Origin of the sequence: Aquicella lusitana, assembly GCF_902459475.1 — a bacterium.
Classification (GTDB): domain Bacteria; phylum Pseudomonadota; class Gammaproteobacteria; order DSM-16500; family DSM-16500; genus Aquicella; species Aquicella lusitana.
The window spans coordinates 376653-403035 of the sequence record NZ_LR699114.1; the positions used below are offsets into that span (position 1 = coordinate 376653).

Annotated in this window: 22 protein-coding genes; 16 read left to right on the forward strand and 6 right to left on the reverse strand. The window is 45.9% G+C overall.

Annotation, left to right across the window (positions count from 1 at the left end; translation table 11 throughout):
- Positions 1-37 precede the first annotated feature (37 nt).
- The 14 genes from hemE (at position 38) to AQUSIP_RS01830 (ending at position 18408) form a co-directional block, all read left to right on the forward strand.
- A complete protein-coding gene (gene hemE, locus AQUSIP_RS01765; protein ID WP_114835374.1) occupies positions 38-1108 on the forward strand; it encodes a uroporphyrinogen decarboxylase in 1071 nt (356 codons plus the stop codon).
- A 14-nt stretch (positions 1109-1122) separates the two neighbouring features.
- Positions 1123-2928 (forward strand): protein-disulfide reductase DsbD, encoded by a 1806-nt coding sequence (gene dsbD / locus AQUSIP_RS01770; RefSeq protein WP_114835373.1) that lies wholly within the window; start codon positions 1123-1125, stop codon positions 2926-2928.
- A gap of 150 nt (positions 2929-3078) precedes the next feature.
- Positions 3079-4377 carry a glutamate--cysteine ligase gene (gene gshA / locus AQUSIP_RS01775; RefSeq protein ID WP_114835372.1) on the forward strand — a complete coding sequence of 433 codons (1299 nt, stop codon included), beginning with the start codon at positions 3079-3081 and terminating at the stop codon, positions 4375-4377.
- Positions 4374-5324, forward strand: coding sequence for a glutathione synthase (gene gshB / locus AQUSIP_RS01780; RefSeq protein ID WP_114835371.1), 951 nt, complete (start codon positions 4374-4376; stop codon positions 5322-5324). Before gshA ends, gshB begins: the two co-directional genes overlap by 4 nt.
- Positions 5325-5706: 382 nt before the next feature.
- Positions 5707-6816 carry a DNA-processing protein DprA gene (gene dprA, locus AQUSIP_RS01785; RefSeq protein WP_114835370.1) on the forward strand — a complete coding sequence of 370 codons (1110 nt, stop codon included), beginning with the start codon at positions 5707-5709 and terminating at the stop codon, positions 6814-6816.
- A gap of 17 nt (positions 6817-6833) precedes the next feature.
- Positions 6834-7301 carry a Smg family protein gene (locus tag AQUSIP_RS01790; RefSeq protein ID WP_114835369.1) on the forward strand — a complete coding sequence of 156 codons (468 nt, stop codon included), beginning with the start codon at positions 6834-6836 and terminating at the stop codon, positions 7299-7301.
- A 138-nt stretch (positions 7302-7439) separates the two neighbouring features.
- Positions 7440-9737: a type I DNA topoisomerase gene (topA, locus tag AQUSIP_RS01795; protein WP_114835368.1), complete on the forward strand. Its 2298-nt coding sequence runs from the start codon at positions 7440-7442 to the stop codon at positions 9735-9737.
- Between the two features lie 200 nt (positions 9738-9937).
- The gene (locus tag AQUSIP_RS01800) at positions 9938-10600 is read left to right on the forward strand and encodes a carbonic anhydrase (protein WP_114835367.1); all 663 of its coding nucleotides are present in this window, start codon (positions 9938-9940) and stop codon (positions 10598-10600) included.
- Positions 10601-11292: 692 nt separating this feature from the next.
- Positions 11293-12177, forward strand: coding sequence for an IS982 family transposase (locus tag AQUSIP_RS01805; protein WP_148326070.1), 885 nt, complete (start codon positions 11293-11295; stop codon positions 12175-12177).
- A 218-nt stretch (positions 12178-12395) separates the two neighbouring features.
- Positions 12396-14150, forward strand: a complete 1755-nt coding sequence (gene argS, locus AQUSIP_RS01810) for an arginine--tRNA ligase (protein WP_114834848.1) — start codon at positions 12396-12398, stop codon at positions 14148-14150.
- Between the two features lie 6 nt (positions 14151-14156).
- On the forward strand, positions 14157-14822 hold the full coding sequence (locus tag AQUSIP_RS01815; protein WP_114834849.1) for an SPOR domain-containing protein: 666 nt from the start codon (positions 14157-14159) through the stop codon (positions 14820-14822).
- 265 nt (positions 14823-15087) lie between these two features.
- On the forward strand, positions 15088-17190 hold the full coding sequence (locus AQUSIP_RS01820) for an adenylate/guanylate cyclase domain-containing protein (protein ID WP_114834850.1): 2103 nt from the start codon (positions 15088-15090) through the stop codon (positions 17188-17190).
- A 30-nt stretch (positions 17191-17220) separates the two neighbouring features.
- A complete protein-coding gene (locus AQUSIP_RS01825) occupies positions 17221-18078 on the forward strand; it encodes a YicC/YloC family endoribonuclease (protein WP_197737808.1) in 858 nt (285 codons plus the stop codon).
- Positions 18079-18081: 3 nt separating this feature from the next.
- The gene (locus AQUSIP_RS01830) at positions 18082-18408 is read left to right on the forward strand and encodes a YbjQ family protein (protein WP_114834852.1); all 327 of its coding nucleotides are present in this window, start codon (positions 18082-18084) and stop codon (positions 18406-18408) included.
- Between the two features lie 160 nt (positions 18409-18568).
- Here the strand turns inward: AQUSIP_RS01830 and AQUSIP_RS01835 are convergent, their stop codons facing one another.
- The 4 genes from AQUSIP_RS01835 to AQUSIP_RS01850 all read right to left on the reverse strand — a co-directional run bounded on the left by AQUSIP_RS01835 (position 18569) and on the right by AQUSIP_RS01850 (position 20909).
- Positions 18569-18799, reverse strand: a complete 231-nt coding sequence (locus AQUSIP_RS01835; RefSeq protein WP_114834853.1) for a hypothetical protein — start codon at positions 18797-18799, stop codon at positions 18569-18571.
- A gap of 107 nt (positions 18800-18906) precedes the next feature.
- A complete protein-coding gene (gene icmW / locus AQUSIP_RS01840) occupies positions 18907-19356 on the reverse strand; it encodes a type IVB secretion system protein IcmW (RefSeq protein WP_114834854.1) in 450 nt (149 codons plus the stop codon).
- A gap of 15 nt (positions 19357-19371) precedes the next feature.
- A complete protein-coding gene (locus tag AQUSIP_RS01845; protein WP_114834855.1) occupies positions 19372-20331 on the reverse strand; it encodes a hypothetical protein in 960 nt (319 codons plus the stop codon).
- Positions 20332-20357: 26 nt separating this feature from the next.
- Positions 20358-20909, reverse strand: coding sequence for a hypothetical protein (locus AQUSIP_RS01850; RefSeq protein ID WP_114834856.1), 552 nt, complete (start codon positions 20907-20909; stop codon positions 20358-20360).
- 252 nt (positions 20910-21161) lie between these two features.
- Here AQUSIP_RS01850 and icmV point away from each other — a divergent pair, with 252 nt between their 5' ends.
- Both icmV and dotA read left to right on the forward strand, forming a co-directional pair.
- A complete protein-coding gene (icmV, locus tag AQUSIP_RS01855) occupies positions 21162-21623 on the forward strand; it encodes a type IVB secretion system protein IcmV (protein WP_114834857.1) in 462 nt (153 codons plus the stop codon).
- A complete protein-coding gene (gene dotA, locus AQUSIP_RS01860; RefSeq protein WP_114834858.1) occupies positions 21620-24097 on the forward strand; it encodes a type IVB secretion system protein DotA in 2478 nt (825 codons plus the stop codon). The genes icmV and dotA overlap by 4 nt, the downstream gene beginning before the upstream one ends.
- A 321-nt stretch (positions 24098-24418) precedes the next feature.
- Here dotA and dotB read toward each other — a convergent pair whose 3' ends face one another.
- Together dotB and AQUSIP_RS01870 are read right to left on the reverse strand one after the other, a co-directional pair.
- Positions 24419-25558 (reverse strand): Dot/Icm type IV secretion system ATPase DotB, encoded by a 1140-nt coding sequence (dotB, locus tag AQUSIP_RS01865; RefSeq protein WP_114834859.1) that lies wholly within the window; start codon positions 25556-25558, stop codon positions 24419-24421.
- A complete protein-coding gene (locus AQUSIP_RS01870; protein ID WP_114834860.1) occupies positions 25551-26372 on the reverse strand; it encodes a type IV secretory system conjugative DNA transfer family protein in 822 nt (273 codons plus the stop codon). The genes dotB and AQUSIP_RS01870 overlap by 8 nt, the downstream gene beginning before the upstream one ends.
- Positions 26373-26383 lie beyond the last annotated feature (11 nt).

Genomic DNA, 26383 nt, shown 5'->3' on the forward strand with positions numbered 1-26383 from the left:
TTATAGTTATACCCTCAAAATGAGGAAGATTTCTATCATGCCAGAATTAAAAAATGACCGCTTACTTAAGGCGCTTGCTCGGCAGCCGGTTGATATGACGCCTGTCTGGATCATGCGCCAAGCAGGACGATATCTTCCCGAATATAGAGCTACGCGCGAGCGCGCGGGCAGCTTTATGAAACTGTGCAAAACCCCTGAATTGGCCTGTGAAGTTACCTTGCAGCCGATTGAGCGGTTTCCACTGGATGCAGCTATTATTTTTTCGGATATTCTTACCATTCCTGACGCGATGGGTTTGGGTCTCAATTTTATCGAAAGCAAAGGGCCTGTTTTTGCTCGGCCGCTTCAGCGTGAGGCGCAAATTAAGGGCCTGGAAGTGCCCGATCCAGCGCGTTTACAGTATGTCTACGAAGCGATCAGTCTAGTAAAACATGAGCTTGCCGATCGTGTCCCCCTGATTGGTTTTTGCGGCAGCCCCTGGACGCTGGCCGCTTATATGATTGAGGGCGAATCCAGTCCCGGTTTCCCACGGATCATGCAAATGATGCAGGAAAATCCGGCTTTATTGCATAACTTATTGGATATATTGGCGAAGTCGGTTACCGCTCATCTTGAAGCGCAGATCCAGGCAGGTGCGGATGTTATGATGCTGTTCGATACATGGGGCGGGTTGTTAGATAATGAAAAATACAGAGAATTTTCTTTAAATTATGCCCATCAGATTATCGCCCGCCTGAGGCATAACCACTATAATAAGAGAAAGCCTCCTTTTATTCTGTTTACAAAAGGAGGAAGCCGGTTTATTGATGAAATGGTTGAATCAGGTTGCGATGCGCTGGGGCTTGACTGGGAAATTAGTCTGGCAGAAGCCAGGCACCGTGCAAGGAGTAAAGTGGCACTCCAGGGTAACATGCATCCGGCCTGCTTGCTGGAATCGCCGGAGGTAATACGCCAGGAAGTTGCAAAAGTTCTGGCGTCATTCGGGCAAGGCGAAGGACATGTATTCAATCTTGGGCATGGTATCACGCCGGATGTGCCGCCCGAACATGTTGCCGTTCTGGTAGAAGCTGTGCATGAATTAAGCCAGCCCTATCATCAAAAAGGCTGAAAGGTGAAGTGCATATGATAAAGGCAAAACTGATCGCTCTTTTCCTGCTGGTCTCAGCATGCCTGTTCCCGATGAGCAGCGTCGCATCTGTAACTCCTTTGCCAGGGGATGAAGCTTTTGTTTTTTCGGTGACTGTCAGCAGTCCGGAGGCAGCGCAAGTAGAATGGCAAATCGCGCCCGGTTATTATCTGTATGCCAAGCGAATACGCATTAATGCCCCTGATCCCAAGATGATTGATGTGCACATGCCGCAGGGCGAGATGAAATATGATCCTGACCGCGGGCGTTTTGAAGCGTTTTCGGGCTTGCTTAGTATTCCTGTTTTACTGCACACAAAAGAAAAACAACTGTCTTTAAGCGTGGACTATCAAGGCTGTTCGCAGGCGGGCTTTTGTTATCCCCCTATGCATCAAACCATGCTTTTAAATTTGTCAGATTTAAAGGCGACACCGATTGACGGCAACAAGGTTGCTACAAGCGCATCCCCTGCTGCCGCGTCATTTTCTTCCTTGTTAACCGATCAGAATGGAGTGCAAACTTTACTGGAATCGCAACGCTTTTTTGTCATGCTGCTTGTTTTTGCAGGCCTTGGCTTGTTGCTTTCACTGACCCCCTGTGTTTGGCCTATGATTCCCATTTTGACAGGCATTATTGTTGGGCAGAAACAGGTGATGAATACCAAAAGGGCTTTCTTTCTCTCAACCGCTTATGTGTTTGGCATGGCGATGACTTACGCAGCGGCAGGCTTGATTGTGGCTGCGATGGGCGGGTCCATTCAGGTATGGCTGCAGCAGCCCTGGATCATCGGTATCGTGAGTGGGTTATTCGTGCTGCTCGCCTTGTCACTCTTTGGACTGTATGACTTGCGCCTGCCAGCGCGTTGGCAAAACCGCCTTGTCCGCTTAAGCAACCAGCAAAAAGGCGGCTCCTATGCCGGTGTTTTTCTGATGGGCGCGTTATCAACATTGATTGTATCGCCTTGTGTCACGGCGCCGCTGGTGGGGGTGCTGATGTATATTGGCCAGACGGGCGATCTTGTTTTGGGTGCAAGTGCCTTATTCATGATGGGGATTGGAATGGGCATGCCGCTTTTATTAGTAGGCATGTCTGCGGGTAAATGGCTGCCAAAATCAGGGCCCTGGATGGGTGCGGTTAAAACCCTCTTTGGCATCCTTATGCTGGGCATGGCAATCTGGCTGCTGTCACGCGTGGCTTCACCTACCACCATCACTGTTTTTTGGGGCTTATTGTTTTTAGGTATTGCCCTGTACTTTGGTATCTATTTACCGCGCCTGGTGGGTAAGCCCCGGTTAAATCGCAGCCTGGGTTTTCTGGCAGTTTGCTCCAGTGGCCTATTAATGCTCAGTGCGTTTGAGCCTCATCTGCTGAATCAATGGCTACAACCAAATCGTCAAGCGACGTTTGCCGGGCCGTCTTTTACCGTCGTGCATGACATTTCTGATCTAAATAAACAGCTACTGACTGCGCAGGCCGCCCGCCGGCCGGTTATTTTGGATTTTTACGCAGACTGGTGTGAATCCTGCGTGTCCATGGACCGCCATGTCTTTGCTTCGCCCTTAGTCAGTCAGGCTTTAAAAAACTATGTTCTGTTGCGCGCTGATCTGACTGACATTAGCGAAGAAAATAAAGCGCTGCTCAAGCGTTTCAATGTTGTTGCACCGCCTACGGTTCTGTTTTTTGATAATAGCGGGCGTGAGGTGAATTCACAACGGATTGTGGGTGAAGTAGACGCCCAAGAATTTTTAGGGCGCCTCAATGCATTTATGGCAACCAACTGCGATAAAAAAGTAAAATGTTAATAATTTTTAGGTAATGATTTCTTTTTCCTGCGGTGAGCAGCGTGATCAGGATAATGGAGTTCACGAACACTGAATGGCTGACGCTATTCGCAAGCGACCCCATACTGTTTAACGACCCAAGCATTGCCATAACGAAAATGAGAGGGAAACATGTTGGCAGACTCACAAACAACGCCTCAATTAAGCACCACACAGACTGAGCCATTATATTATCTTGAACGGCATTTTCTCGCGCAGTGCAATCACATACAGGAATGGTTCCGGGACCAGTGGGAGCGAACATTGCCTCCGATCTATGGTTCGGTGGATTTGCGTAATGCCGGCTTTAAACTGGCGCCCATTGACATGAATTTATTTCCTGCCGGATTCAATAATCTGAATCCCAATTATTTGTCATTGTCTATTAGCGCTGCAAAGAAAGCGATCCATCGCATTGTCCCGGACGCAAAGCGTATTCTGGTGATTCCCGAGAGCCATACGCGAAATCTTTTTTATTGGGAAAATATTAAAACACTGCAAAAAATTCTGGAAGCAGCCGACTTTGAGATTCGTTTCGCCTTGTTAGCGGAAGATTTGAAAGAGCCGAAGGAAATAGCCTTGCCTTCCGGTGAAAAAGTTGTTGTTGAGCCGTTATTGCGAAAAAACAATAAGCTTTATATCACCGATTTTTGCCCGCATTTAGTCCTGTTAAATAACGATCTTTCTGAAGGTATTCCCGACATTCTGCAGAATCTGGAAATTCCACTGCTTCCGCCCGCCACACTGGGATGGAGCCAGCGTCTCAAATCAGAACATTTTCAATATTACGCTGAGGTGACTCAGGAGTTTGCTGCGGAGACCAATATTGACCCATGGTTGATCGCGCCGCTCTTCAGGCATTGCGGCCAGATTGATTTTATGCAGCAAGAAGGGCTGGAATGTTTGATCGCGCATGCTGAGACGCTATTTGCAGAAATCAAGAAAAAATATGCCGAATACAGTATCACGCATCAACCTTTCTTGATCGTGAAAGCCGATGCTGGCACTTATGGTATGGCAGTCATGACGGTGCGCAGTGTAGATGAGTTAAAATCATTAAATCGCAAACAGCGCACGCGCATGTCTATGATCAAGGGAGGACAACCTGTACGCCGCGTTATTATTCAGGAAGGTATTTATACGTTTGAAACCTTTGGATCTGAAAAAGCAGTAGCAGAACCTGTGGTCTATTTATGGGGAGACAGTGTAGTGGGCGGATTTTATCGTGTTCATAAGGAAAGAGGGATTGATGAAAATTTAAATGCCCCTGGTATGCGTTTTGAGCCGCTGCCATTCTCGCAGACTTGCAATGATCCGAACGCAAAATTAGATCCTGACGCCTCGCAGAACCGTTTTTATATTTATGGCATTGTTGCTCAGTTGAGTATGCTTGCTGCGGCACGTGAAATGAAGGACCAAATGAAAAAATGACAATTAAGCTAGGCATCATCATGGATCCCATTGGATCCATTCATTATAAAAAAGACAGCACACTGGCCATGTTATGGGAAGCGCGAGCACGCGGGTGGCAAATTTATTATTTTGAACAGCAAGATGTGTTTTTACGTGATTGCATTCCTTATGGCGACGCAAAAATCCTGAATGTTTTCCAGGATCCAGCCAACTGGTATGCTTTCCAGGAAAGTAAGCGTATTGCGCTTGCTGAGCTTGATGTTATCCTGATGCGCAAAGATCCGCCTTTTAATGAAGAGTATATTTATACTACGTATATCCTGGAGCATGCCGAGCGTTTGGGAGTGCTGATTGTTAACCGTCCGCAAAGTTTGCGCGATGCGAATGAAAAGTTTTTTGCCACTTATTTTCCCGACTGCACGCCCTCTACACTGGTGACGCAATCTATCACTAAATTGAATGAATTTTGGAAAGAACACAAAGATATTATTTGCAAACCATTAAGCGGTATGGGCGGCGTGTCGGTTTTCCGCTTGCAGGAACACGAAGTCAATGCGAATGTCATTTTCGATACACTGACGCTAAATGGAACGCGATCTATAATGGCGCAGCAATTTATCCCCGAGATAAAAAAAGGGGATAAACGTATTCTACTGGTGGATGGGCAAGCTGTTGAATATGCGCTGGCGCGTGTACCGCAAGAAAATGACTGGCGCGGTAACCTGGCAGTAGGCGCAAAAGGTATAGTGCAACCGCTATCTGAGCGTGACCGTTATATTTGTGCACAGCTAGGAGAGGCTTTGCGAGAACGTGGCCTGTATTTTGCAGGCATTGATGTCATTGGCGATTATCTCACAGAAATTAATGTCACCAGCCCCACGGGTATTCGTGAGCTTGACGCCGGTACTGGATTGAATATTGCCGGCTTATTGATGGATACGATTGAAAAATATTTAAAGCAGTAAATTTGCCATCGATTGGCCCTCACCACCTTCTCTTTGTTATTGCTGTAAAGGTTAGGCAATCCAGATTCCCTCCGATACAAACCAGTTTCGCAGGAACCATTTTTCCTTGGCAACATGCTGCTAAGAGCAGAATAGGTTCCAGACTTCCAGGAGAATGACAAATGATGCTGATTCTACAGAATGGCTGTCATCCTGAGCGCAGCGAAGGATCTCCCTCCCATTGTGCATTTGGAGATCCTTCGCTGCGTTCAGGATGACAAAGCAGTGCTCAGGATAGCAAAGCTGCGCTCAGGGTGGCAAATTCGTGAACACCTGTCAAAAATGGCCAAAGTCCAGTTTAAGTAAGCAGTATTACCCATCAATAATAAACAAGGAATGTCATATGTATGACGATCATCTCCCCTATTGGCTCGCCGCTTTGTTTTTACCCGGTATAGGGCCGCGCAAATTGCAAAGCTGGCTTGGATCATTCGTAAACATTAAAACGTTATTTCATGCATCTGAAGAGGAATGGCATGCGGCAGGCATCAGTACAAGGCAAATTCAACTGTTGCAGCGGCCTGATTGGGAAGCGGTGGAATATGAGCTCGCATGGGCACAAAAAACGAATCATCACCTTATATCCTTGGAGGATAAATCGTATCCGCCTTTACTGAAGGAAACAGCAGATCCACCTCTGGTGCTTTATGTACGCGGCAATCGTGAAGCGCTCATGCAGGCGCAAATTGCCATTGTCGGTTCACGCAATGCGAGCCCAGCCGGGATCGCCAATGCGGAACAGTTTGCGAAGCATCTCGCAGCGGCCGGCTTTGCCATCACCAGCGGTCTTGCGTTGGGTATAGACGGTGGCGCACATCGTGGTGCGCTGGCTGGCGGCGGTGTAACATTGGGGGTATCCGGTACGGGATTAAATTATCTTTATCCACGGTCTCATCATGCCCTGGTTGATTCCATTCTCCATCAGGGTGGTGCAGTGATTTCAGAATTTCCACTGCGAACCCCGCCCAAGGCGACTAATTTCCCACAGCGTAACCGGATTATCGCGGGATTAAGCCTGGGTGTGTTAGTGATTGAAGCGGCACTTAAAAGCGGTTCGCTGATTACGGCGCGGAATGCCATCGAGGAAGGCCGCGAAGTATTTGCGATTCCTGGCTCTATCCATCACCCGCTTTCACGCGGCAGTCATTATCTGATCCGCCAGGGTGCCAAATTAGTGGAAACGGCGGAGGATGTGATAGAGGAGCTGGGCGCTCTGCGAGCTGGTCTAGTGGCGCCAGTAACATCTCAGAGAGTTGAGCCACCCTTTGGTCTATCAGCTGACTATCGACAATTACTTGAACAAATCGGGTATGAAATTACACCCATCGATGTGATACTATTGCGTTCCGGATTGACTGCGGGCGAAGTTTCCTCCATGCTTTTAGCATTAGAATTAAATGGTTATATCCAATCGGTGCCCGGTGGGTATATCCGTACTGTTTCTCGTTTGTAAGGTGGATTGTTTATATTATGTTCGAAGTCCTTATGTATCTGTTTGAAAATTATATGGATGGCAGCGTCGCCCTGAACGCAGACCAGGACACCATCATGTCCGAGCTTGAGCAGGCGGGTTTTAGCCGCAATGAAATCGGCAGGGCGCTGGACTGGCTGGACGGGTTGAACCGGGTTCAGGAAACAGTCCAATCCGGTCCCCAATTAACGCCGCACGCTATTCGCCATTATTCAATGGAAGAGTGTGAGCGACTGGGTATAGAAGGGAGAGGGTTTCTGCTTTATCTTGAGCAACTAAGCATTTTGGACCCCATGACACGTGAAATCGTTATTGACCGGTTGATGGCGCTTGATAGCCGTGAAGTGGACCTGGGGCGGATTAAGTGGGTGGTTTTAATAGCATTATTTAACCAGCCTGATAAAAAATCTGCACTTTCCCTTTTGCAAGACATGATTTTGTCGGATGCATTTGATGTCCTACACTAACCTTTCTTCCCTTACTTTGCTGCAAGCCAATGTTCTTTCAGTAAAAATTATCCATTTTGGGGATGAATTGATAAAACATTGCACATTGAATTTAAGCTATAGTCTCTAATAGGTACTTTCTAAGGAAACTTAATTTCCATGACTACGAATCTTGTCATCGTTGAATCACCGGCAAAAGCCAAGACGATAAAGAAGTATTTGGGTCCCGATTTTAATATCGTTGCCTCGTATGGACACGTGCGCGATTTGCTGCCCAAAGAAGGCGCTGTTGATCCAGAACATCATTTTGCCATGCGCTATGAGTTGATAGAAAAAAATGAAAAACATGTGGCAGCCATTGTCAGTGCGATGAAAAAAGCGGATGCCTTATATCTGGCTACTGACCCTGATCGCGAAGGTGAAGCCATCTCCTGGCATATCTATACCATTCTAAAAGACAAGAAAGCGCTGGGTAAAAAACCCGTGCATCGCATCGTGTTCCACGAAATTACCAAGTCAGCCGTTAACGCTGCTGTTCAACATCCGCGTGAAATATCCATGGATCTGGTGAATGCGCAGCAGGCGCGGCGTGCACTGGATTATCTGGTGGGATTCAATTTATCTCCCTTGTTGTGGAAAAAAATACGGTATGGACTTTCCGCCGGCCGGGTACAAAGCCCCGCATTGCGTATGATTGTGGAGCGCGAAGAAGAGATTGAGAAATTCGTTTCGCAGGAATATTGGGACCTGGAATCGGCGCTGGAAGCGGAAAAGAAAGCTTTCAATGCCAAGCTGATTATTTATGAAGGCGAAAAACTGGAGCAGTTTTCGATTACGAATCAGGAGCAGGCTGAAGCCATTAAAGCACGCCTGATTAAAGAAGCAAAAGGTAAGTTGCGTGTCGCAAAAGTAGAAAAGAAACAACGCAAGCGCAATCCTGCCTCGCCTTTTATTACTTCGACCTTGCAGCAGGAAGCCGCCCGCAAGCTGGGTTTTGCCGTGCAGCGTACCATGCGAATTGCCCAGCAGCTTTATGAAGGTGTGGAAATTGATTCAGGCTCTGTCGGTCTTATCACTTATATGCGTACTGACTCCGTTAACCTGGCGCAGGATGCCATCACTGAAATTCGTGATCTGATTGCCGAGCGCTATGGCAAGGAGAATGTGCCGGAGGAAGCACGCATTTACAAAACCAAGGCCAAAAATGCACAGGAAGCGCATGAAGCCATACGGCCGACCTCGGTGCACCGTCTGCCCGAATCACTCAAAGACTTTTTATCGCCCGAGCAGTTTAAATTGTATGACCTGATCTGGAAACGCACTGTTGCATCGCAAATGATTTCCGCCACCATTGATACCATGACCCTTGATATGAGCGCAGGTAGCGACCAGCACCAGTTCCGCGCAACGGGCTCTGTCGTGGTGGATCCGGGCTTTATGCGCGTCTATCAGGAAGGTTCGGATGACAAACCGGAAGAGCTCGACAATGAGCATCTCTTGCCTCAGCTTGAAGAAGGGGATGAAGTTAAACTGAATGATATCATCTGCAATCAACACTTCACGGAACCCCCGCCGCGCTATTCTGAAGCGACCTTGATCAAGGCGCTGGAAGAATATGGCATAGGGCGTCCGTCTACGTATGCCGCTATTGTTTCTACCCTGCAGACACGTGAATATGTGGTGTTGGAAAACAAGCGTTTTCGGCCTACGGATATTGGGCGTATTGTGAACAAGTTTCTGACAAAATACTTTACCCGCTATGTGGATTATCTATTTACCGCTCAGCTCGAAGATGAATTAGATGAAGTATCACGCGGGGAAAAAGCCTGGGTGCCTTTACTGGAAGAATTCTGGGATCCTTTCAAACACCAGGTAGACAATATTGCAGAAACCGTCAAGCGCAAAGATGTGACTCAGGAGCAGCTTGATGAATCCTGTCCTTTGTGCGGTAAACCGTTGTCTATACGCTTGGGCAAGCGGGATCGCTTTATTGGGTGCACAGGTTATCCTGAGTGTACTTATACGCGCGCAATGGAAGAGCAGCCAGGTGAAGCCTCCCATGATGCTGAATTAGTAGAAGGTCGTTCCTGTCCTGATTGCGGCGGTGCGCTCAAAATTAAGCATGGCAGGTATGGCAAATTTATAGGCTGTAGCAACTATCCCAAATGCAAGCATATTGAATCATTGAACAAGCCAACGGATACAGGGGTAGAGTGCCCTGAATGCAAACAAGGCAAAATGGTAAAAAGGCAGTCGCGAAAAGGCCGTATATTTTTCTCCTGTTCCCGTTATCCAGACTGTAAATATGCCGTATGGAATGAACCTATTAATCAAAGCTGCCCAAAATGTGCTTGGCCCATGTTAACTGTCAAGAAAACGAAGAAACGCGGCACGGAACTGGTTTGCCCGCGACAGACGTGCGGATACGTGGAGCAGGTCGAAGAGATAACTAAGTAAATAACACGCATTTTACAAAGAGTGTTTATTTGGCTGGACTGGCCATTTTTGACAAATGAGGCTGATTCTACAAAAATGACTGTTATCCTGAGAGCGTTATTTGCTCGAAGGATCCCTAAATGTATAATAGGTGGTCCTTCGTTGCGCCGATTAGAGAGATTGCCAGCTTCGCTGGCATTGCATGTAAACAAGGGTATTAAATGAAAAAGCTAATTAAAGGCATTATTGATTTTCGGGAAAAGTCTCTCACAGCTTACCGTGAAAAATTTTCCATGCTTGCTTATAGCCAGTCGCCGGATGTGCTTTTCATTGGCTGCTGTGACAGTCGCGTTGTTCCCAATGTTTTTGCTTCTACTGATCCTGGCGATTTGTTTGTCATGCGAAATATTGGCAATCTGGTCCCTCCTTTTGAGATGACAGCACGTCATTCGTCCGCCACTCCCGTTGCAGCCGCGATTGAATTTTCGCTGCTGACATTGAATGTGAACCATATTGTCGTGTGCGGGCATTCGGATTGCGGTGCCATGCGTTTCTTTACTCACCCGGCGAATAGCCAGTCTGCACAGACAAATCTCGCCGAATGGTTAACCCATGCCGTCCCTTCGTTTGAGCGTTTTAAGGCCTGCTGTCATGCAAATATGGCGGAACCGCATAACGTATTATCAAAAATCAATGTCCTGCAACAGCTGGATCATCTCAAAACTTATCCCATTATTCAGGAACGCCTAAATAAACAGACGCTGCAATTGCATGGCTGGTGGTTTGAGCTGGCGAAAGCAGATGTTTACCAATATGAGGCAGACAAGAATGATTTTATTCTGATTGATGCTGCTTATGCAGAGAAGATGTTAAAAACGCTTTAGCTCTCCACAGCACACCCACCATTGCCATCCCACATTCCTCCTCTACCATCCTGCACTTGCCTTTCAGTCATCTCGCACTTGCCCTTCTGTCATCCCGCACTTGCCCTTCTGTCATCCCGCACTTGTTGCGGGATCCGGTATCAAAAAAATAAAAAAGACATTATTTTTTTACCCCAGACCCCGCAACAAGTGCGGAATGACAAAAGAAAAGAGCCATGAGCGACAAACGAGAAAGGGAGCAGACGCACGGCAAGAGGGAGTGCTGGGATGAGTTGTGCAGGGTGACAAAGAAGAAAGTGAATATAAAAAGAAAACGAAGGGAGAATAAAAAAAAGGCGGTACGCAAGGTACCGCCTACACATGCTCAACTCAGGTCTGGCAATCCATGCCAAAAATACCGTCCCTGAACACACAAAACGAGGAGTGGTTGCACAAGTCCTTTTTTGCGAGAGTAGTCAATCCGTGACTACGAAAACAAGTATACATAAATCGACTTTCTCATGCTATTTTAAAACAGGCAGTTGAATTGAAAGTGCTTTTTCAAAATGTCAGGGGCAGGAGGCAAGCGAATTTTAATATGTAACCTCAGTTATGGATAAGCGAATTTTAACTTTTTGAAAAGATTGAAAATAAGAAAGGCGCTTGGTAAATTTTGCCATTTTTAACCGCCCAAGGTTTTGAATGGAGTCAAAATGCTACTAGCGCCGATCGTTGAAATTTTCTGTGATATTGATGAGTTTTACAAGAACCATGTAAAAGAATCTGCAAATAAAATTTTGCCCTTACCTAAAGGCAAACGTCAGAGGAAAACAGAATTAAGTGAAAGCGAGATGATGACGATCATGATTTTATTTCACTTAAGCCACTATCGCACATTCAAGGATTTTTATCTGGATTGTGTGTTAGGCCAACTTTTTCGAGAATTTCCTAAAGCGGTAAGCTATCCACGTTTTGTTGCACTCATGCCAAGGTTGCTTGCACCACTAACGGCGTATGTACTATCAAGAACAGGAAAACACACCGGATTGTATTATTTGGATTCTACAAAAATGGTTGTATGCCACAATCGTCGAATTTACAGAAATAAAGTTTTTAAAGGCATTGCTGAACGCGGACACTGTTCTGTAGGCTTTTTTTATGGATTCAAATTACATTTAGCGATCAATCACCAGGGAGAAATTATGAGTTTTTGCATTACAAAAGGAAATGTTGATGATAGAGAAGTTGTTGAAAAATTAATGCAAGGATTAACTGGTTTTGGTGCGGGCGATAAAGGATACATCAGCAAAAAATTAGCGGAGTCGCTTGCAAAACGAGGCATAAAATTGATTACGAAAGTTAGAAAAAACATGAAGAAAAAAATGCTAAGCGCGTTCGAAAAATTTTTTCTTTATCAGCGAAGCATTGTAGAAACCGTCATTGATCAACTTAAATCTATCTGCCATATTGAGCATACTCGACATCGCAGTCCGGTAAATTTTCTGGTTAATCTTGTTAGTGGTTTAGCAGGTTACTGTTTAAAAGCAAAAAAACCGTCTATCAGCAGAAGTAAATTTTGGATGTCCTCAATTGCTTAACCATAACTGAGGTTATGTATTTAAATCAATAAGATATTATTACCGCTTTGATTTTTATATAAAATAGACTTGGGTAACGACGGGTAGATTTCCTCATTTTATTGTGAGAAAAAGCTTACACTGGCGATGGAGAAAAATCCCGGTAGTGTGCACCTTCTTGCAAGTTCAGCATAAGAAGGGATAATAGCAGCGTGCATTTTTAGGAACAGATTAGAATCATGAAACAACATATAGAAAACCTTATACAAATGGCTGTAAAACAATTGCAGGAATCGGGCGAGCTGCCAGCGATACCTGCCTTTTTCCAGGTTGATGCAACGCGTGATAAAAAACATGGGGATTTTGCAGCCAATGTTGCCATGATCCTGGCGAAGCCTGCGCAAAAAAAGCCGCGTGATATTGCCGAACATATCATTCAGTTTTTACCCGCTTCACCCTATGTGCAGAAAGTCGAAGTAGCGGGCCCTGGTTTTATTAATTTCTTCTTATCCCCTCAGGCGCTAACCGATGTGGTGGCCAGAATACTGGCAGAAAAAGCGGATTATGGTCGCAGTAAAATGGGAAGAAGCAAGCGGGTGCTGATTGAATTCCTCTCCTCTAATCCGACAGGGCCCTTGCATGTAGGCCATGGACGCCATGCTGCGTTTGGAGCCGTCGTTGCCAATCTGTTGGATGCTGTCGGGTTTTATGTTTATAGAGAATATTATGTCAACGATGCCGGCCGTCAAATGGATATACTCGCTGTTAGTGTCTGGCTCCGTTATCTTGCGGCGTGCGGTGAAGCAATCACCTTTCCCGCAAACGGTTACCGTGGTGATTATGTAGTGGGTATCGCACAATCTGTACACTCTCTGCATGGGTCACACTTTCAGGTGCCAGCCCAAGCTGTTTTTGAAAACTTGCCGCCTGATGAACCGCAGGGTGGCGACAAGGAAATATATATTGATGCAATTGTCGAGCGTGCAAAACAGCTTCTGGGTGATAAATATACCGCTATTTATGATCTGGGTTTGAGTAATATTGTGGCTGATATGCGGGAAGACCTGGCTGAATTCGGTGTTCACTATGATAACTGGTTTTCAGAACGGGATTTTGTCGCCTCCGATGCGGTAGATAATTTCCTGCAGCGGTTGCAAGCAAGCGGACATGTTTATGAACGCGATGGTGCATTATGGTTCCGCTCTACTGATTTCGACGATTCCAAAGACCGTGTACTAGTGCGGTCCAATGGCGTACGCACCTACTTTGCAAACGATGCAGCCTATCATTTGAATAAATTTGAACGCGGATTTGATATCGCGATTGATATTTTTGGCGCAGATCATCACGGCTATGTTCCTCGCATGAAAGCCGCAATGGAAGCTTCGGGGATCAATCCGGAGCGTTTAATTCATCTAATCGTGCAATTTGTCACGCTCTATCGGGGCCGCGAGCAGGTACAGATGTCTACGCGCGGTGGAAATTTCGTTACGCTGCGTGAATTACGAAATGAAGTTGGCAACGATGCTGCGCGCTTTTTTTATGTGATGCGTAAATCCGAACAGCACATGGATTTTGATCTGGAACTTGCCAAGGCGCAGTCCACTGAAAACCCCGTATACTATGTGCAGTATGCTTACGCGCGTATCTGCAGCGTGTTTAAACAGCTAGCAGAGCGTAACCTGCGTTATGATGAAGCAAATGGGCTTGCTCACCTGGATCTTTTGAAAGAACCGCATGAACGTGAATTGCTGAATACCTTGTCCCGTTATCCTGATATGATCATACAGGCAGCATTAAATTATGAACCCCACCAGGTCACCCATTATCTGCGTGATTTGGCTACGGACTTTCATTCATATTATAACTCGCACCAGTTTCTGGTAGAGGATGCTGCATTACGGGATGCGCGTCTTGCATTGATCTCGGCAGCCCGGCAAACTCTGTTAAATGGATTCAACTTGTTGGGTATTTCAGCACCGGAAAGCATGTGAACAAGTATGAGAAGGGATGCTGCAAAAAAAAATCCGAGGAAAGAACCGCCGCTCAAGCGTTGGGCTGTTTTTGCAAGTGTTTTTGCCATTCTTGGTTGTTGCGTTGCCTATTTTGCTTATCAACACATCCGGGCTAATGCGGGTTTTTCGGAAGGAGCGGTTTATTTTTCACAAATAAAAAATTGGTTCGGTGAGCGAAAGAGCCGTCTGCGTCAGGATATCGCCAAGGCTAAGCAGTTGGTCAAAAACCGAGAAAAACCGGCTGAACCCACCATTCATTTTGAATTTTATACGGCTTTACCCAACATGCAGGTGACAGTGTCCGAACCTGCTGACAAGGCTGAAAAAAGCAAGAATGAAATCAAAATGGCCAGCAAACGCCATCCAGCTTTTCTGAATGCCGATGAATTGGAGCGGGAGTTTGCCAAAGAAATCAGGCAAACTGCTTATGTGATTCAAGTGGGTGTTTTCAAAAGCGCCGCTTCAGCGGAACGATACCGTCAATCGCTTGCCGTGGCCGGTTTTTCTCCCTCTGTGGTAAAACTAAACGAAAAAGAAACCTACCGCGTACAGCTTGGCCCTTTTTCAAGTAAGGATCAGGTCAGCCTCGCCAAACAGAAATTACAAAAAAAGGGTGTCACAGGACTGGTTAGGCAGATAGCTGCAGGATAAGATGAAGGGTGAGTGTTAGAATAACATGTCGCTAAGTTTGTCATACCCGCATAAACGCATGACGCACTTGATGATCTGTTAGACTGGACTTTGGCCATTTTACAAAACGCTCGATAATGTTGTCATCCTGAGCGTAGCGAAGGATCTCCCGATGTACAAAGGAGATCCTTCGCTACGCTCAGGATGACAGTTTTGTGAACGCTTTTCAAAAATGGCCAAAGTCCTGTTAGATCAACGCTCTTTATTTTGCAGCATGGAATAAGTCATGACCGCAAGGCTTCAATATCTTAAGGACAAGACGACGCAATTCATTGTGACGCTGCGTTTTAGTCTGCTTTTCATTTTCATGACCCTCTTTGTGATCACCATCATTACGCTCTTTAGCGTTTTTTATTTTCATGTTTCTGATCTCGTGATGCGCGCTGCTTATCTCCTGATAGATAAGGAATCCTATGCCATTATCAATGATCTCAACATTCACTTATATCCCGTTGAAGAAGCCAGTGAATTTACCGGTGAATTGGTACGGGAAAAAGTGCTGGATGTCGATGATGTGGATGAAATGCAGGAATATCTGCTGCATTTTCTGAAGCGATTTGCGCTGGTGAGTGGCGTGTATTGGGGCGACATCAACGGGAACTTTATTTATTCACGCAAGGAAAATAACGGTAATATCACGAATATTTTTATAGATCAGCGGGCAAAGCCTGCGACTGAAACACTGCTTTACCGCGATAAACAGGAAAATATCGTAAAAAGACTGACTGTAAGACTGAATTATGACCCGCGTACGCGTCTCTGGTTTAGAAATGCATTGCAGCAGAAAAAAATGATCTGGACAGATGTTTACGTGTTTGCACTGGAACCTGTGTTGGGTGTTTCAGTGGCAACACCCGTTTTTGATAGAAAAGGCAATGCGCTCGGCGTGTTTGGCATGGATGTGCGTCTCGATTATCTATCCCAATATGTGGGCACGCATAAAATTCGGCAATTGGGGGAAGTATTCATTACGGATGACGAGGGAAATTTAATCGCCGCACCGCAATTTACTATTGATCCGACGCGATACAAGGGTGGCTTAATCAAGCTAAGCGATGTCTCCGAAGCGTATGCGGCTGCGTTTAATGCATTTAGGAAAAGCAACAAATCGATGTTTATTTTTGAAAGCAAAGGCGAGGATTATATTGCCGCTTTCAAAAAAATACCTTCACTGGCAGCGCACGGCTGGTATATCGGTGTCATTGATCCTGAAACAGATTTTACTCGCCCGATACGCGAGCTTGAGTTCATTTACCTGTTTGTTGACTTGGTTATTTTCATGCTTGGTATTGTGTTGATCTCAGGATTTGTGACCCGTATTGTGACGCCGATTAAAAAACTGGTTAAGGAAACCGAAAAAATAAAGCATTTCGATCTGTCATCCCGGGAGCGTGTGCGTTCCCGTATTAAAGAAGTTGTAGAACTGTCGGATGCCATTTACGCCATGAAAATGGGTTTACGTTCATTCCAGAAATATGTTCCCTCAACGCTCGTGCGCCGGCTGATTGATGCGGGCGAAGACGTACGAGTGGGCGGTGTGAAGCGTGAGCTGACGGTGATGTTTACCGATATCAAGGGATTTACCGCCATTGCAGAGAAGGCTGACTCCAACCAGCTGGTTCAACAGGTGTGTGATTATTTTGAGGCGCTTTCCAATGTGATTATCGAGGATAAAGGCACCATTGATAAATATATTGGTGATTCGATCATGGCTTTCTGGGGCGCGCCGGTTGTCATCGATGATCCGGTGAGGCATGCAGCGCATGCGGCTTTGCGCTGTCTTGAACTTTCACGCGAGATGAATGGCCGATGGGTAAAAGAGAATAAACCGCCGCTCATCACCCGCATCGGCATCCATACCGGCGATGCGATTGTTGGAAATATTGGTTCATCGGAGCGTTTGAACTATACTGCACTTGGCGATATGGTTAATATGGCCAGCCGGCTGGTTGACGCTAACAAGGCATATGATACGTCTATTTTGACCACTGAGCCGGTATATCAAAAATTGAAAGATACCTTTGTCTTACGGTTGGTGGACAGAGTCCGGTTTAAGGGTAAAGCGGAAAGTACAGCAATTTATGAATTGCTGGCAGGAGGTGCTAAAGCCGTTTCGTTTGATGTCGAAGTCTATCGCTGCGAGTTTGATCAAGCATTTGCAGCTTACCAGCAGCAAAAATGGCGAGACGCGATGACGCATTTTAAAGCCTGTTTGCTGATTTACCCGCAAGACACATTGGCGCCAAATTTTATTAGGCGATGTGAGCAGTTTAAATCCAATCCGCCCCCGCCTGACTGGGATGGCGTGTGGGACGGCATTGAAAAATAAAAACAGTGAGAACCGATTATGATTTATAGTATGACAGCATTTGCACGAGCACAGAGCCAAGGGGAATGGGGCAGCCTGATTTGTGAAATACGCTCCATCAACCATCGTTATCTTGAGGTTAGTGTACATTTACCTGAAGTGCTGCGTGTATTTGAAATGCCTATCCGTGAGCGCATACGGCAGCAAATCAAACGCGGCAAAATCGAATGTGTGGTGCGTTATCAGCCCGGAGCAGGTACAAATGGTCCCTTGTTTACAATTAACACCGTGATTGCTCAGGAGCTTTGTGCTGCCAGCGAAAAAATCGCAGCGCTTTTAAAACACCCAGCGCCTATTACCCCCACCGATATCTTGCGTTTTCCCGGAGTGCTTGAAAGCAAGGAAGCGGATCTTGGTAAATTGGAACAAGCACTTTTTCAATTAATAGACACAGGATTGAGTGATCTGGTCGAAGCGCGGAAGCGTGAAGGCGAAGAATTGAAGCAGCTGTTCTTGCAGCGCATGGATCTCATGCAGCAGGAAGTTGCCAAAGTGCGCGAGCATTTGCCTCAGGTCCTGCGCGACCAACAAGAACGATTAGCGAAGCGTTTTGCTGATGTAAAAATGGAATTGGATCCTGCCAGACTCGAGCAGGAAATGGTGATTTTTGCGCAGAAAATTGATGTCGCAGAAGAAGTTGACCGTACGCAAACCCATATTGCTGAAGTCAGGCGTATTTTAAAACACGGCGGTGTCGTGGGACGTCGACTGGATTTTCTGTTGCAGGAATTAAATAGAGAAGCCAATACGCTTGGTTCAAAATCAACCGATTTCATTGTGACGCATGCGGCCGTAGAATTGAAAGTGTTGATTGAGCAGGTGAGGGAGCAGGTCCAGAATGTGGAGTGATAAATGATTGTTACAACGACAATGGATTTGGCTGGCTATCGGATAGTAGAGTACCGCGGAATGGTGCGTGGTCTGATTGTGCGTTCGCCAACGATCATGCAAAGCATTACCGGCGGCCTGAAAAATATTATCGGCGGCAAAATAGGCGCCTATACTGACATGTGCGAGACTGCCCGGCAACAAGCCTATGACCACATGATCGAGCATGCTGAGCAAATGGGCGCCAATGCGGTCATTGGCGTACGCTACGATGCATCTCAGGTCGCGGCGGATGCGGCAACAGAAGTTTTATGCTACGGCACGGCTGTCGTGATCCAAAAGATAAGCTAGAGATAACTGCTGTGCCATGTCAGAAATAAAAAACTGTTAACCGATGTATCGGTTAACAGTTGCACTTCATGTTGCTAAGGGACGGTGTGGAACCATCTTTTCCTTATTTTTTTATTTTACCATAATCAGCCAGGCGGTATCATTATTGCTCAAATGCATGTTATTTTGGTTCTGATGCTGATTTCAAGCTTATAAAGTGTTTAATTAATTGAGAATGATCCAGTCCCCGTGAAACGGGATGTGAAAAAAAACATCCCCAAAGAATGAAAAGTGCCAAAATTTTTAAAAAAATAATTAAAATCATTTCCTTGCGATAACGATTTCGCAGAATAAAAGGAACAATCGATACACGTAGAAAAGACAGCATGGTGATACCATCAAATAATGCCATGATTATACCAGAAAATTCGAGGGTGTTTTCGTCGAGCAGATTCAAGGTTACTGAAGCCGGTGATTTTGCATGTGCTTTAGGAAATTTTATACTAGAGAAGTCTGGGTTCAGGCATGTTCTTGCTCAAGCACTTTCAAGACCAGATCAAAGCGTTCCTGTGAAAAAACCCGAGCTAGCAGGCGCAGCCTTTCAAAGACAATATTACGCCGCAAAAACAAGCCGGCCATGGGGTTTTCGGGACTATTATTTTCTTCAGCATACATTAACAATTTGGAGGCAGAGCCAGGATCAATTGTATCAATGGCTTGAAGCAACCGCAGGATGCGAGATGTTTTAATGTGGGAGCAAAGCGTCACGAATTGGTCTTCTTTCCCCAATTCAAAGCTGGACAATTCATCCAGTGCTGCGCCTAGTTTGTTTATCATGTCTTCCAGCGCCGGATTCCCATCCAGGGTCCAATCTTCTGCTGTTTCCATGAAAGCGATGACCCGATAGATCATCGGGTCTTCATAGTTTTTCCAGAATTCATGTGACGAAAGCAAATCCAGTTTTGGCATAGGTCATCTTATTATCTACATAGGTTGTCTAGTGCCGGTGGCCTTGGAATATAATTGTTTTTCTTTATCTTCATTGTTCAGTATCAGTAGTGTGTTTGTTAATGTCTGTGCGGCCAGCTGCTGTTTCTGCGTTTGTAACAGTTGTGTCATCAAGACATAAGCCTGCGATTCAAACATGAGGATCTGGCGCAAAACAATGCCCAGATTTTCGCCACCAATCGCCGTGAACCAAGAGCTTTGCGTTGCCTGTTGAACTAATGAAGTTTGTAATTGATTCAGCGGGCCGCCATTTCTAGATTCTTCATAAAGTCCACTTAAAACATAACTATTAAATGATTCTGCTGCCATGACGGTGCTGTAATTAGCGAAATACCTTGAAATGGCGTCAGGGTCAGGTCCACCCAAAGGCGGTAGGGGATGCCTGATATTGAACCCCGATGCTGTCTTGATATAGTTGTAGGCAGAATCAACATTAGCAGGTGATCCATCAGGTTTTCTGCGCGGATCAGGATCAAAACGGCGGACGCCATAGAGGCTTTGATAAACTAAGTCATTCGCATAATTCAAGTTCTCAGATGTCACTGTTGGGCCAAATAAATCAGTCAGTATTTGAGTTTGGAGCGCTGTCTGTGCTTGTGAGACGGTGGTAATTGAATTGCCATAACTCGTCAGTGTTTGTTGAAGCTGGCTAGATTCTGTTGAATTATCTTGCGTATTCCAGCTTACCGCCATATCTGAAATGTTTTTGAGATAAGTCGAAATATCACCATTTATTTTGCCTAATATTAAGTAAGTGTATTGGGCAATCAGGGACAAATAATATTCGGAGGTTTGGCCTTCTGCGGGCGCATCAGGGGTGGTTGTTGTTGTGTCTTCCTGCGCCCTAATCGGCGCAAAGCAAAAGATGCTGATGGCGATGGCTGAAACAATGAGAGCTGCCATCTTTTTAAGGTGGGCCAATAAAATGGTGCGCATAAAAAGTGCTCCTTCACAATGCGGTTTTAGTACTGGATGTTCCAGCCGCCTGTCTGACCTGCGGGTTGACTGGGTTGGGCTCCGTTGCTGCTTGGAGTCTGAAAACCACTATAGACAGGTTCCTGCTTTGCTGGTTGGGCAGCAGGTGCCTGACGCTCCGGTAATCTTGGAGGTGGAGCACTCCTAATTGCCCCGCGTGTAATCGTTTGAGGCGATGATGTGAGTGGCTGTGTTTGTGCAGCTGGCGGCGCAGCGCGCATCTGAATAGCTTGGCCGGGCTTGCTTGAGGGAGAAGGCTTGTAAGGTGGTGGAGGCGGCGGTAATGGATCTGCCTTGGCACGTTGCTGGGTTACTTGCTGTTGAATATTCGCCTGAGACTGTTGGTAACGCTGATTAACACTCGCTTTATATTCTTGCGGTGAAAGAGGTGGCGAAACGGAGGGTTTCTGCGCTGACGGTTGCGTGACAGCCTGTTTCTGGCCAGCACCAAAAAAGCTTTGTACCTGAGCCATGGCAGTCGAATGTGCTAAAAAGAAGCATCCTGCCATAATTGCTGAATGAATAATCCACTTGGACATAAATCAACTCCGCAGCATATTTGGTTACTATTTCTTCAAAGGACTATCAACCTTTATTGCTATCCTGCTTTAGTTGCATGATCGTATCTGCAACCGGATTTGACGATATATTTTAAAAGTATAATCGATTTAAAAAGAAATATTCATCTCTTTTGCCATGGAGAGAAGAAATATCATACTGATTTTATTCGGTTGTATTTCAATGCTGACTCGATAATAATAATAAAACATCTGACTGTAGGATAATGCAGTATGGCGATTTGGCGCATTTTTAAAGTGTCCCGTAAAACCTTCGTCGATCCCGGGTCATGGGTAGGTTCTGACAGCATCAAGGAACAAAACCAGACGATATGGAGCATTTTAAAGGATATCTTTGTTTCGCCTGAAGCGCCTGTTAAAAAAGAAACGTTTGAAGAAGCAGCCAAGCGGCTTGAACTGACAGAAGAAGACATCAAGCAGGCAAGGGCAAATTATTATTTTTACGCTATCCTGTTTGCCGTCTTGGGTGCCGCCACCGCATTATTTAGCCTTTATCTTCTTTTCTTTCATCTCTCATTTTATGGCTTGCTGCTTGCTGCAGCAGCTTCTGGTCTTTTCTTTGCGCAAGCTTTTCGATTTCATTTCTGGTATTTCCAAATCAAACACCGCAAGTTGGGCTGTACGTTTGATGAATGGTGGAGCGGCAAACCTTCTGACAAGGGCTCATCATCATGATTAATCTTTTTCAGCTGGCTCCAGAAGACCAGTCTATTTATTACCTAGGCCAGATTTTTGGCTATGTGGGAACTGTACTGCCAGTAAGTGATGATGTTCCTCTTATCCTGGGCGTCATGTTCAAGACATTTAACTCGATTGTGCTGACAGTTGGCGCGCTCATTATTATTTATGTGACTGTCGTGGGTGTGATGAAGACGGCAGCAGAAGGTGAATTTTTGGGCAAGCAATGGAATTCAATATGGTTGCCAATCAGAATGGTTTTGGGGATTGCTGCGCTGGTTCCCTCAACAACTGGGTATTCTGCTATTCAGATTGTCATGATGTGGGTTATTGTGCAAGGGATTGGTGCGGCTGATACGGTTTGGACGACTGTGTTGAAGTATGTCCAGGTCATGGGTTCGACAACCGCAACCGTACCCGTAGTTCCTTCGGGTGACTTGTCCGTTATGATGAAAACTCTGTTTCAAGGATTAACCTGTCAGGCAGCAGCGGCTTCTCATTCAAGTTTTACCGATAGTGAAGGTTCTTTTGTTGGCGGTTATTATTGTGCTCAAGTGGGAAGGAATGATCAATTTTGCACTTTAAGTGATGACCAGCTGCTAAATATTAAACGAGTCTCATCGTCGGGCAGAGTATCTGAAGCAGGCGGGACTTATCAGATGGGGCCAGGTGGTGCCTGTGGAACGGTGAGTTATTGTAATGCCAGTACGGATAGTAGTGTCGAGGGAGCTTCCTGTGCCGACACAACAACAGAATCAGGGCGGCTTAAATGCGAAGTGTGTAAAACTCAGCAAACTACTTTGCAGAATATCGTTACCGTCCTGGGCGGTTTAGCTAAAACATTTGTTGATGTGGATCTTTCCTACAGGCAATTCTATAAAGTTTTTGGCCCTCAAAGTTCGGTACCTGGCTTTGTCTCAGATTATTGTGCTGCCAATAATATTTCGGCAGATGCCTGTTGCAGGGGCATCACTATCCAAATACCCGGTTTACCAGAAATCAGTACGCCCTGTAAAATTTCACAACAGTATAATGCCGGCGATTATGCCAATGCCAATGAGGATACTGTTCGCACAATTTATTGGCCTTACGCTATATCGCCCTCGATTGAGGGAGCCAATTTTGTACGGATAAGTATCAGCAATTACACAACAGCCATTGGTACCATGATTTCCGACATGATTTCGGCGAGATTGGAGGATACGACACTATCGGATCCAGTATTACTAGAATCCCAGCGATATGGCTGGATATTTGCCGGTGCTTATTACTACAACATTGCCAAACGTAATAACGAGAATCAGAGAAATGTGACACCGTCACTTGTGGTCAGCACCAGTGATCCCACCACAAATCCAGCCAATATATTGAATCTTTATCGGAATAACTATCAAGCGGCCAAATATCTTGTTTCAAGCTCTTTTGGTTCGCTATCCGGAGCGGGTGCAGTATTACCGCCGCAGCTTAAGGGGCTTTCCGAGCTTTCAGACAGTATGAGTTCTTTTGGCTCAGATATCATGACTTTCTTTATGCAGATGCTAACCGGTGGAGGACCCGGTGAAAAAGTTTCTAATCCTCTTGTTACACTTCAGAACCTGGGCTTCTGGCTGCTCATTATTGCACAAATTGTGTTAGCCTTAGTGATCATTGTAATACCTACCTTGACTTTACTCGGGTATCTCTCTGTTTATGCGCTAGGTACGGGTTTTGATAATCCTATTGGGCCAACAGTCACAACGCTTTCTATTATCTTTACACCCATTTTCTCACTCTTTCTGGGTGCATTTTTCATGTTTGGCGCCTCTCTTGCCATCTATGTTCCTTTGATTCCGTATGTCATTTTTACCTTTGGTGCGTTTGGCTGGTTTATTGCTGTGATTGAAGCCATGGTCGCTGCACCGTTGGTAGCGCTAGGCTTGTTGATTCCGGGCGGCCAACATGAATTACTGGGTAAAGCAGAACATGCCCTGATGCTGATCTTCAATATTTTCCTGCGGCCATCCTTAATGATTTTTGGCTTGATTGCTGCGACCCTGTTGGCCATGGTCGGTGTCATGATGGTCAACGCCGGTTTCTTAGGTGTTGCAAGTGCTATTTATCAAAACCCGGGCCCTGTTGAAGTGATTCTTTTCCTGGCCGCTTATGTTTCCATCATTCTGTTGATTATCAATAAAAGCTATTCTCTCATTCATTTGATTCCAGACCGTGTACTGCGCTGGATTGGCGGACATGCGGAAGGGACGGGTATGGAAGAAGCAGGCCTTGGTGCAGCCGAGAAAGGCGTTGCTGGTGGAGCTGGCGGTGTGCAAGCGACTGGTAAGCAGGCTGCTGGTAAGGCAGATCAGGCTAAAGGCGAATGGATGAAAGAAGGTAAGAGACAGCAGGAAGAATACCAAGCCAAGAAGAAAGGGATGGCAGAGTCAGACAAAGGAGCCCAGTTGGGCGGAGGAAAGAAAGACGACAAGAAATAAAAAAGTTTACGCTTGAGTGTTACTTCAAAAAAATAAAAAATTATAAAATGATTAAGCTTAAACCAGTAATTTATATCGGACAACAAACAAAATGGACACACTTCACAATGCTGTCACCCTGATCACAATGCTGTCATCCTGAGCGAAGCGAAGGATCTCCTTTTGTACATCGGGAAATCCTTCGAGCAAAAAAACGCTCTCAGGATGACAGCATTATCGAGCATTTTGTAAAATGGCCAAAATCCAGTTTATGAAATTTATTACAATGCTTCCCAACAATCAGCGCCGAAAACCCTGGATTGCTTCGCTGCAAGATGAATATTAAATCGCCCCCGTATCTTTCTCTTCCCGTTTAGCCTGCTCAGCTACGAGGCGGTACTGCCGTTCGGAGATGATACCTGCATTAAGCTTCTCATGCGCATCTGCTTCCATGGTGCGCCCATATTCTCTGACGAGTTTGCGTACAACATTAGTGATATTGAGAATATCGGTTTCCAGCAGAATATCTCTGATTTTTTCATCAAAAACGAGGTATTCGCGTAACGCAACACGCTTGCCTTCTACAGTGGGCACGAGGCGTTGTGAAATAACAAGGCGCACTGTTTCAATAATATCAATCGTTCGACCCTGTCGTTCATCCGGCGGGAAGGTGATCACCAGACGACGAATGGTTTCAGCGACGCCATTACTGTGCAGGGTAGTATAAACCGGATGACCTGTCATGGCGGCTTCCATGACCGCACTGATCGTTTCCGGATCACGCGCTTCACCCACGAGAATCAAACGGGGTTTACGCCGTAATGCATTACGCACGCCAGCCGCGAAGCTCGGCAAATGACGCGGGATTTCAGACTGGCTAACGACACTCGATACTTTTTCCACATTATCGAAAACAAATTCAATGGGCGCTTCATAGGTCAGCACCTTACGGTTGCTCTCCGCGTTTTCCGTAATGTCACGGATAATGGCGGCAAGCAGGGTACTCTTACCTGAGCCGGTTGCCCCAGTGACATAGACAACACCCTGCTCGGGAGCAATCGCATCGAGCACGGTTTGAGACAGGTTCATGCTTTCGAGTGTAGGCGGATCGGTAGGAATGGTACGTGCTGTAATTTGTATGCCATCGTGGCCTTCGACCATGCAGCCGGTCCCATTGATACGAAAGCGGTAACGTTCCGTTCGGCTGGGTCGTATTTCATAATGCGTATCGATATCTTTGCCCGACATGATAATGGTTGTTGCATTAGGACCATACATGGCATTAATGACTTCGCCCACTTCTGTGTTTGACAAACGCCTGCGAGTGACTTTTTTTAACTTTCCATATACCTCAGCGATGATGGGCTCACCTGTTTGAAAGGTGATATCCGAGGCGCCCAGTTTGACGCAATGAATGAGAATCTCATTGGCTGCTTCAATGGATAAACGGATAGGTTCTTGAGGAAAGAGAAATTCAGTCATTTTGTTTCACCACAACGGCTTTCCAGCCTTTACTGTTTGTTTGAAGTTGAGGCAGCTCAACGATACGTAGCACCTGATCATTGATGCGCATATCATTGCCATCTCCTGTGACGCCCAATTCTGTTCTTGCCACGAAAGGCGGGCTGATTTTTCTTTCTTGCAGTAGACGACGGTATAATACCATGCCGCGAAAATCCCGCTTCAGGCGCGCCAGATTCTGTTGAAAAATACTATAAGCCTGCTCAATGCCTTTTTCCCAGCCAACGCGAATGCCTTTTCGCCAGATGGCTTGTTCCTCCGGTGTTCTGGGCAGGAGGGTTTTGTCCGGCAATTGCGGCTTGTCGTATGAAAGCCAGAGATACTCACGCCAGTTAGGTGCTGTTGTGGCAAATCGGGCTTGCTGCACGATCTTGTATGTTCTGTCTGAAACACGAATGGTATTGGGATCCGCCAGGTTAAGGGTAAATTGGCCCTCTTCCAGCACAGGAGGAAGAACACCGTGACTTAGCATCATGGCATTAAAATTGTAAATGGTTTCCAAGTACTTGCTATCTTTTTCCATCCGCTTGTCAATCTGCTGGGAAGCCCATGCTAATCCTGCCTGGGCGCCAATGCTCATGGAAGAGTCGTGCAAGGATTTTGCCCTGAGCTGGCTGAGATCCGTTTTATGGGTAGAGCGTGATCGGGCTTGCACGCGTACCCCTTCAAGCTGTGAAAGGTTGGTGGTATCAATATCATCCAGATTTTGCTGATGTTGACCGCATCCAGTCAGCAGAAGAAAGATAAGGCCGGTAAGAGCATACTTCTTAATCATATGGGCGATAG

Excerpts from the sequence above, each read along its gene's own strand:
- hemE (WP_114835374.1), top strand. The coding sequence starts at position 38 with ATGCCAGAATTAAAAAATGACCGCTTACTTAAGGCGCTTGCTCGGCAG.
- dsbD (WP_114835373.1), top strand. The coding sequence starts at position 1,123 with ATGATAAAGGCAAAACTGATCGCTCTTTTCCTGCTGGTCTCAGCATGC.
- gshA (WP_114835372.1), top strand. The coding sequence starts at position 3,079 with ATGTTGGCAGACTCACAAACAACGCCTCAATTAAGCACCACACAGACT.
- gshB (WP_114835371.1), top strand. The coding sequence starts at position 4,374 with ATGACAATTAAGCTAGGCATCATCATGGATCCCATTGGATCCATTCAT.
- dprA (WP_114835370.1), top strand. The coding sequence starts at position 5,707 with ATGTATGACGATCATCTCCCCTATTGGCTCGCCGCTTTGTTTTTACCC.
- AQUSIP_RS01790 (WP_114835369.1), top strand. The coding sequence starts at position 6,834 with ATGTTCGAAGTCCTTATGTATCTGTTTGAAAATTATATGGATGGCAGC.
- topA (WP_114835368.1), top strand. The coding sequence starts at position 7,440 with ATGACTACGAATCTTGTCATCGTTGAATCACCGGCAAAAGCCAAGACG.
- AQUSIP_RS01800 (WP_114835367.1), top strand. The coding sequence starts at position 9,938 with ATGAAAAAGCTAATTAAAGGCATTATTGATTTTCGGGAAAAGTCTCTC.
- AQUSIP_RS01805 (WP_148326070.1), top strand. The coding sequence starts at position 11,293 with ATGCTACTAGCGCCGATCGTTGAAATTTTCTGTGATATTGATGAGTTT.
- argS (WP_114834848.1), top strand. The coding sequence starts at position 12,396 with ATGAAACAACATATAGAAAACCTTATACAAATGGCTGTAAAACAATTG.
- AQUSIP_RS01815 (WP_114834849.1), top strand. The coding sequence starts at position 14,157 with ATGAGAAGGGATGCTGCAAAAAAAAATCCGAGGAAAGAACCGCCGCTC.
- AQUSIP_RS01820 (WP_114834850.1), top strand. The coding sequence starts at position 15,088 with ATGACCGCAAGGCTTCAATATCTTAAGGACAAGACGACGCAATTCATT.
- AQUSIP_RS01825 (WP_197737808.1), top strand. The coding sequence starts at position 17,221 with ATGACAGCATTTGCACGAGCACAGAGCCAAGGGGAATGGGGCAGCCTG.
- AQUSIP_RS01830 (WP_114834852.1), top strand. The coding sequence starts at position 18,082 with ATGATTGTTACAACGACAATGGATTTGGCTGGCTATCGGATAGTAGAG.
- AQUSIP_RS01835 (WP_114834853.1), bottom strand. The coding sequence starts at position 18,799 with ATGGCATTATTTGATGGTATCACCATGCTGTCTTTTCTACGTGTATCG.
- icmW (WP_114834854.1), bottom strand. The coding sequence starts at position 19,356 with ATGCCAAAACTGGATTTGCTTTCGTCACATGAATTCTGGAAAAACTAT.
- AQUSIP_RS01845 (WP_114834855.1), bottom strand. The coding sequence starts at position 20,331 with ATGCGCACCATTTTATTGGCCCACCTTAAAAAGATGGCAGCTCTCATT.
- AQUSIP_RS01850 (WP_114834856.1), bottom strand. The coding sequence starts at position 20,909 with ATGTCCAAGTGGATTATTCATTCAGCAATTATGGCAGGATGCTTCTTT.
- icmV (WP_114834857.1), top strand. The coding sequence starts at position 21,162 with ATGGCGATTTGGCGCATTTTTAAAGTGTCCCGTAAAACCTTCGTCGAT.
- dotA (WP_114834858.1), top strand. The coding sequence starts at position 21,620 with ATGATTAATCTTTTTCAGCTGGCTCCAGAAGACCAGTCTATTTATTAC.
- dotB (WP_114834859.1), bottom strand. The coding sequence starts at position 25,558 with ATGACTGAATTTCTCTTTCCTCAAGAACCTATCCGTTTATCCATTGAA.
- AQUSIP_RS01870 (WP_114834860.1), bottom strand. The coding sequence starts at position 26,372 with ATGATTAAGAAGTATGCTCTTACCGGCCTTATCTTTCTTCTGCTGACT.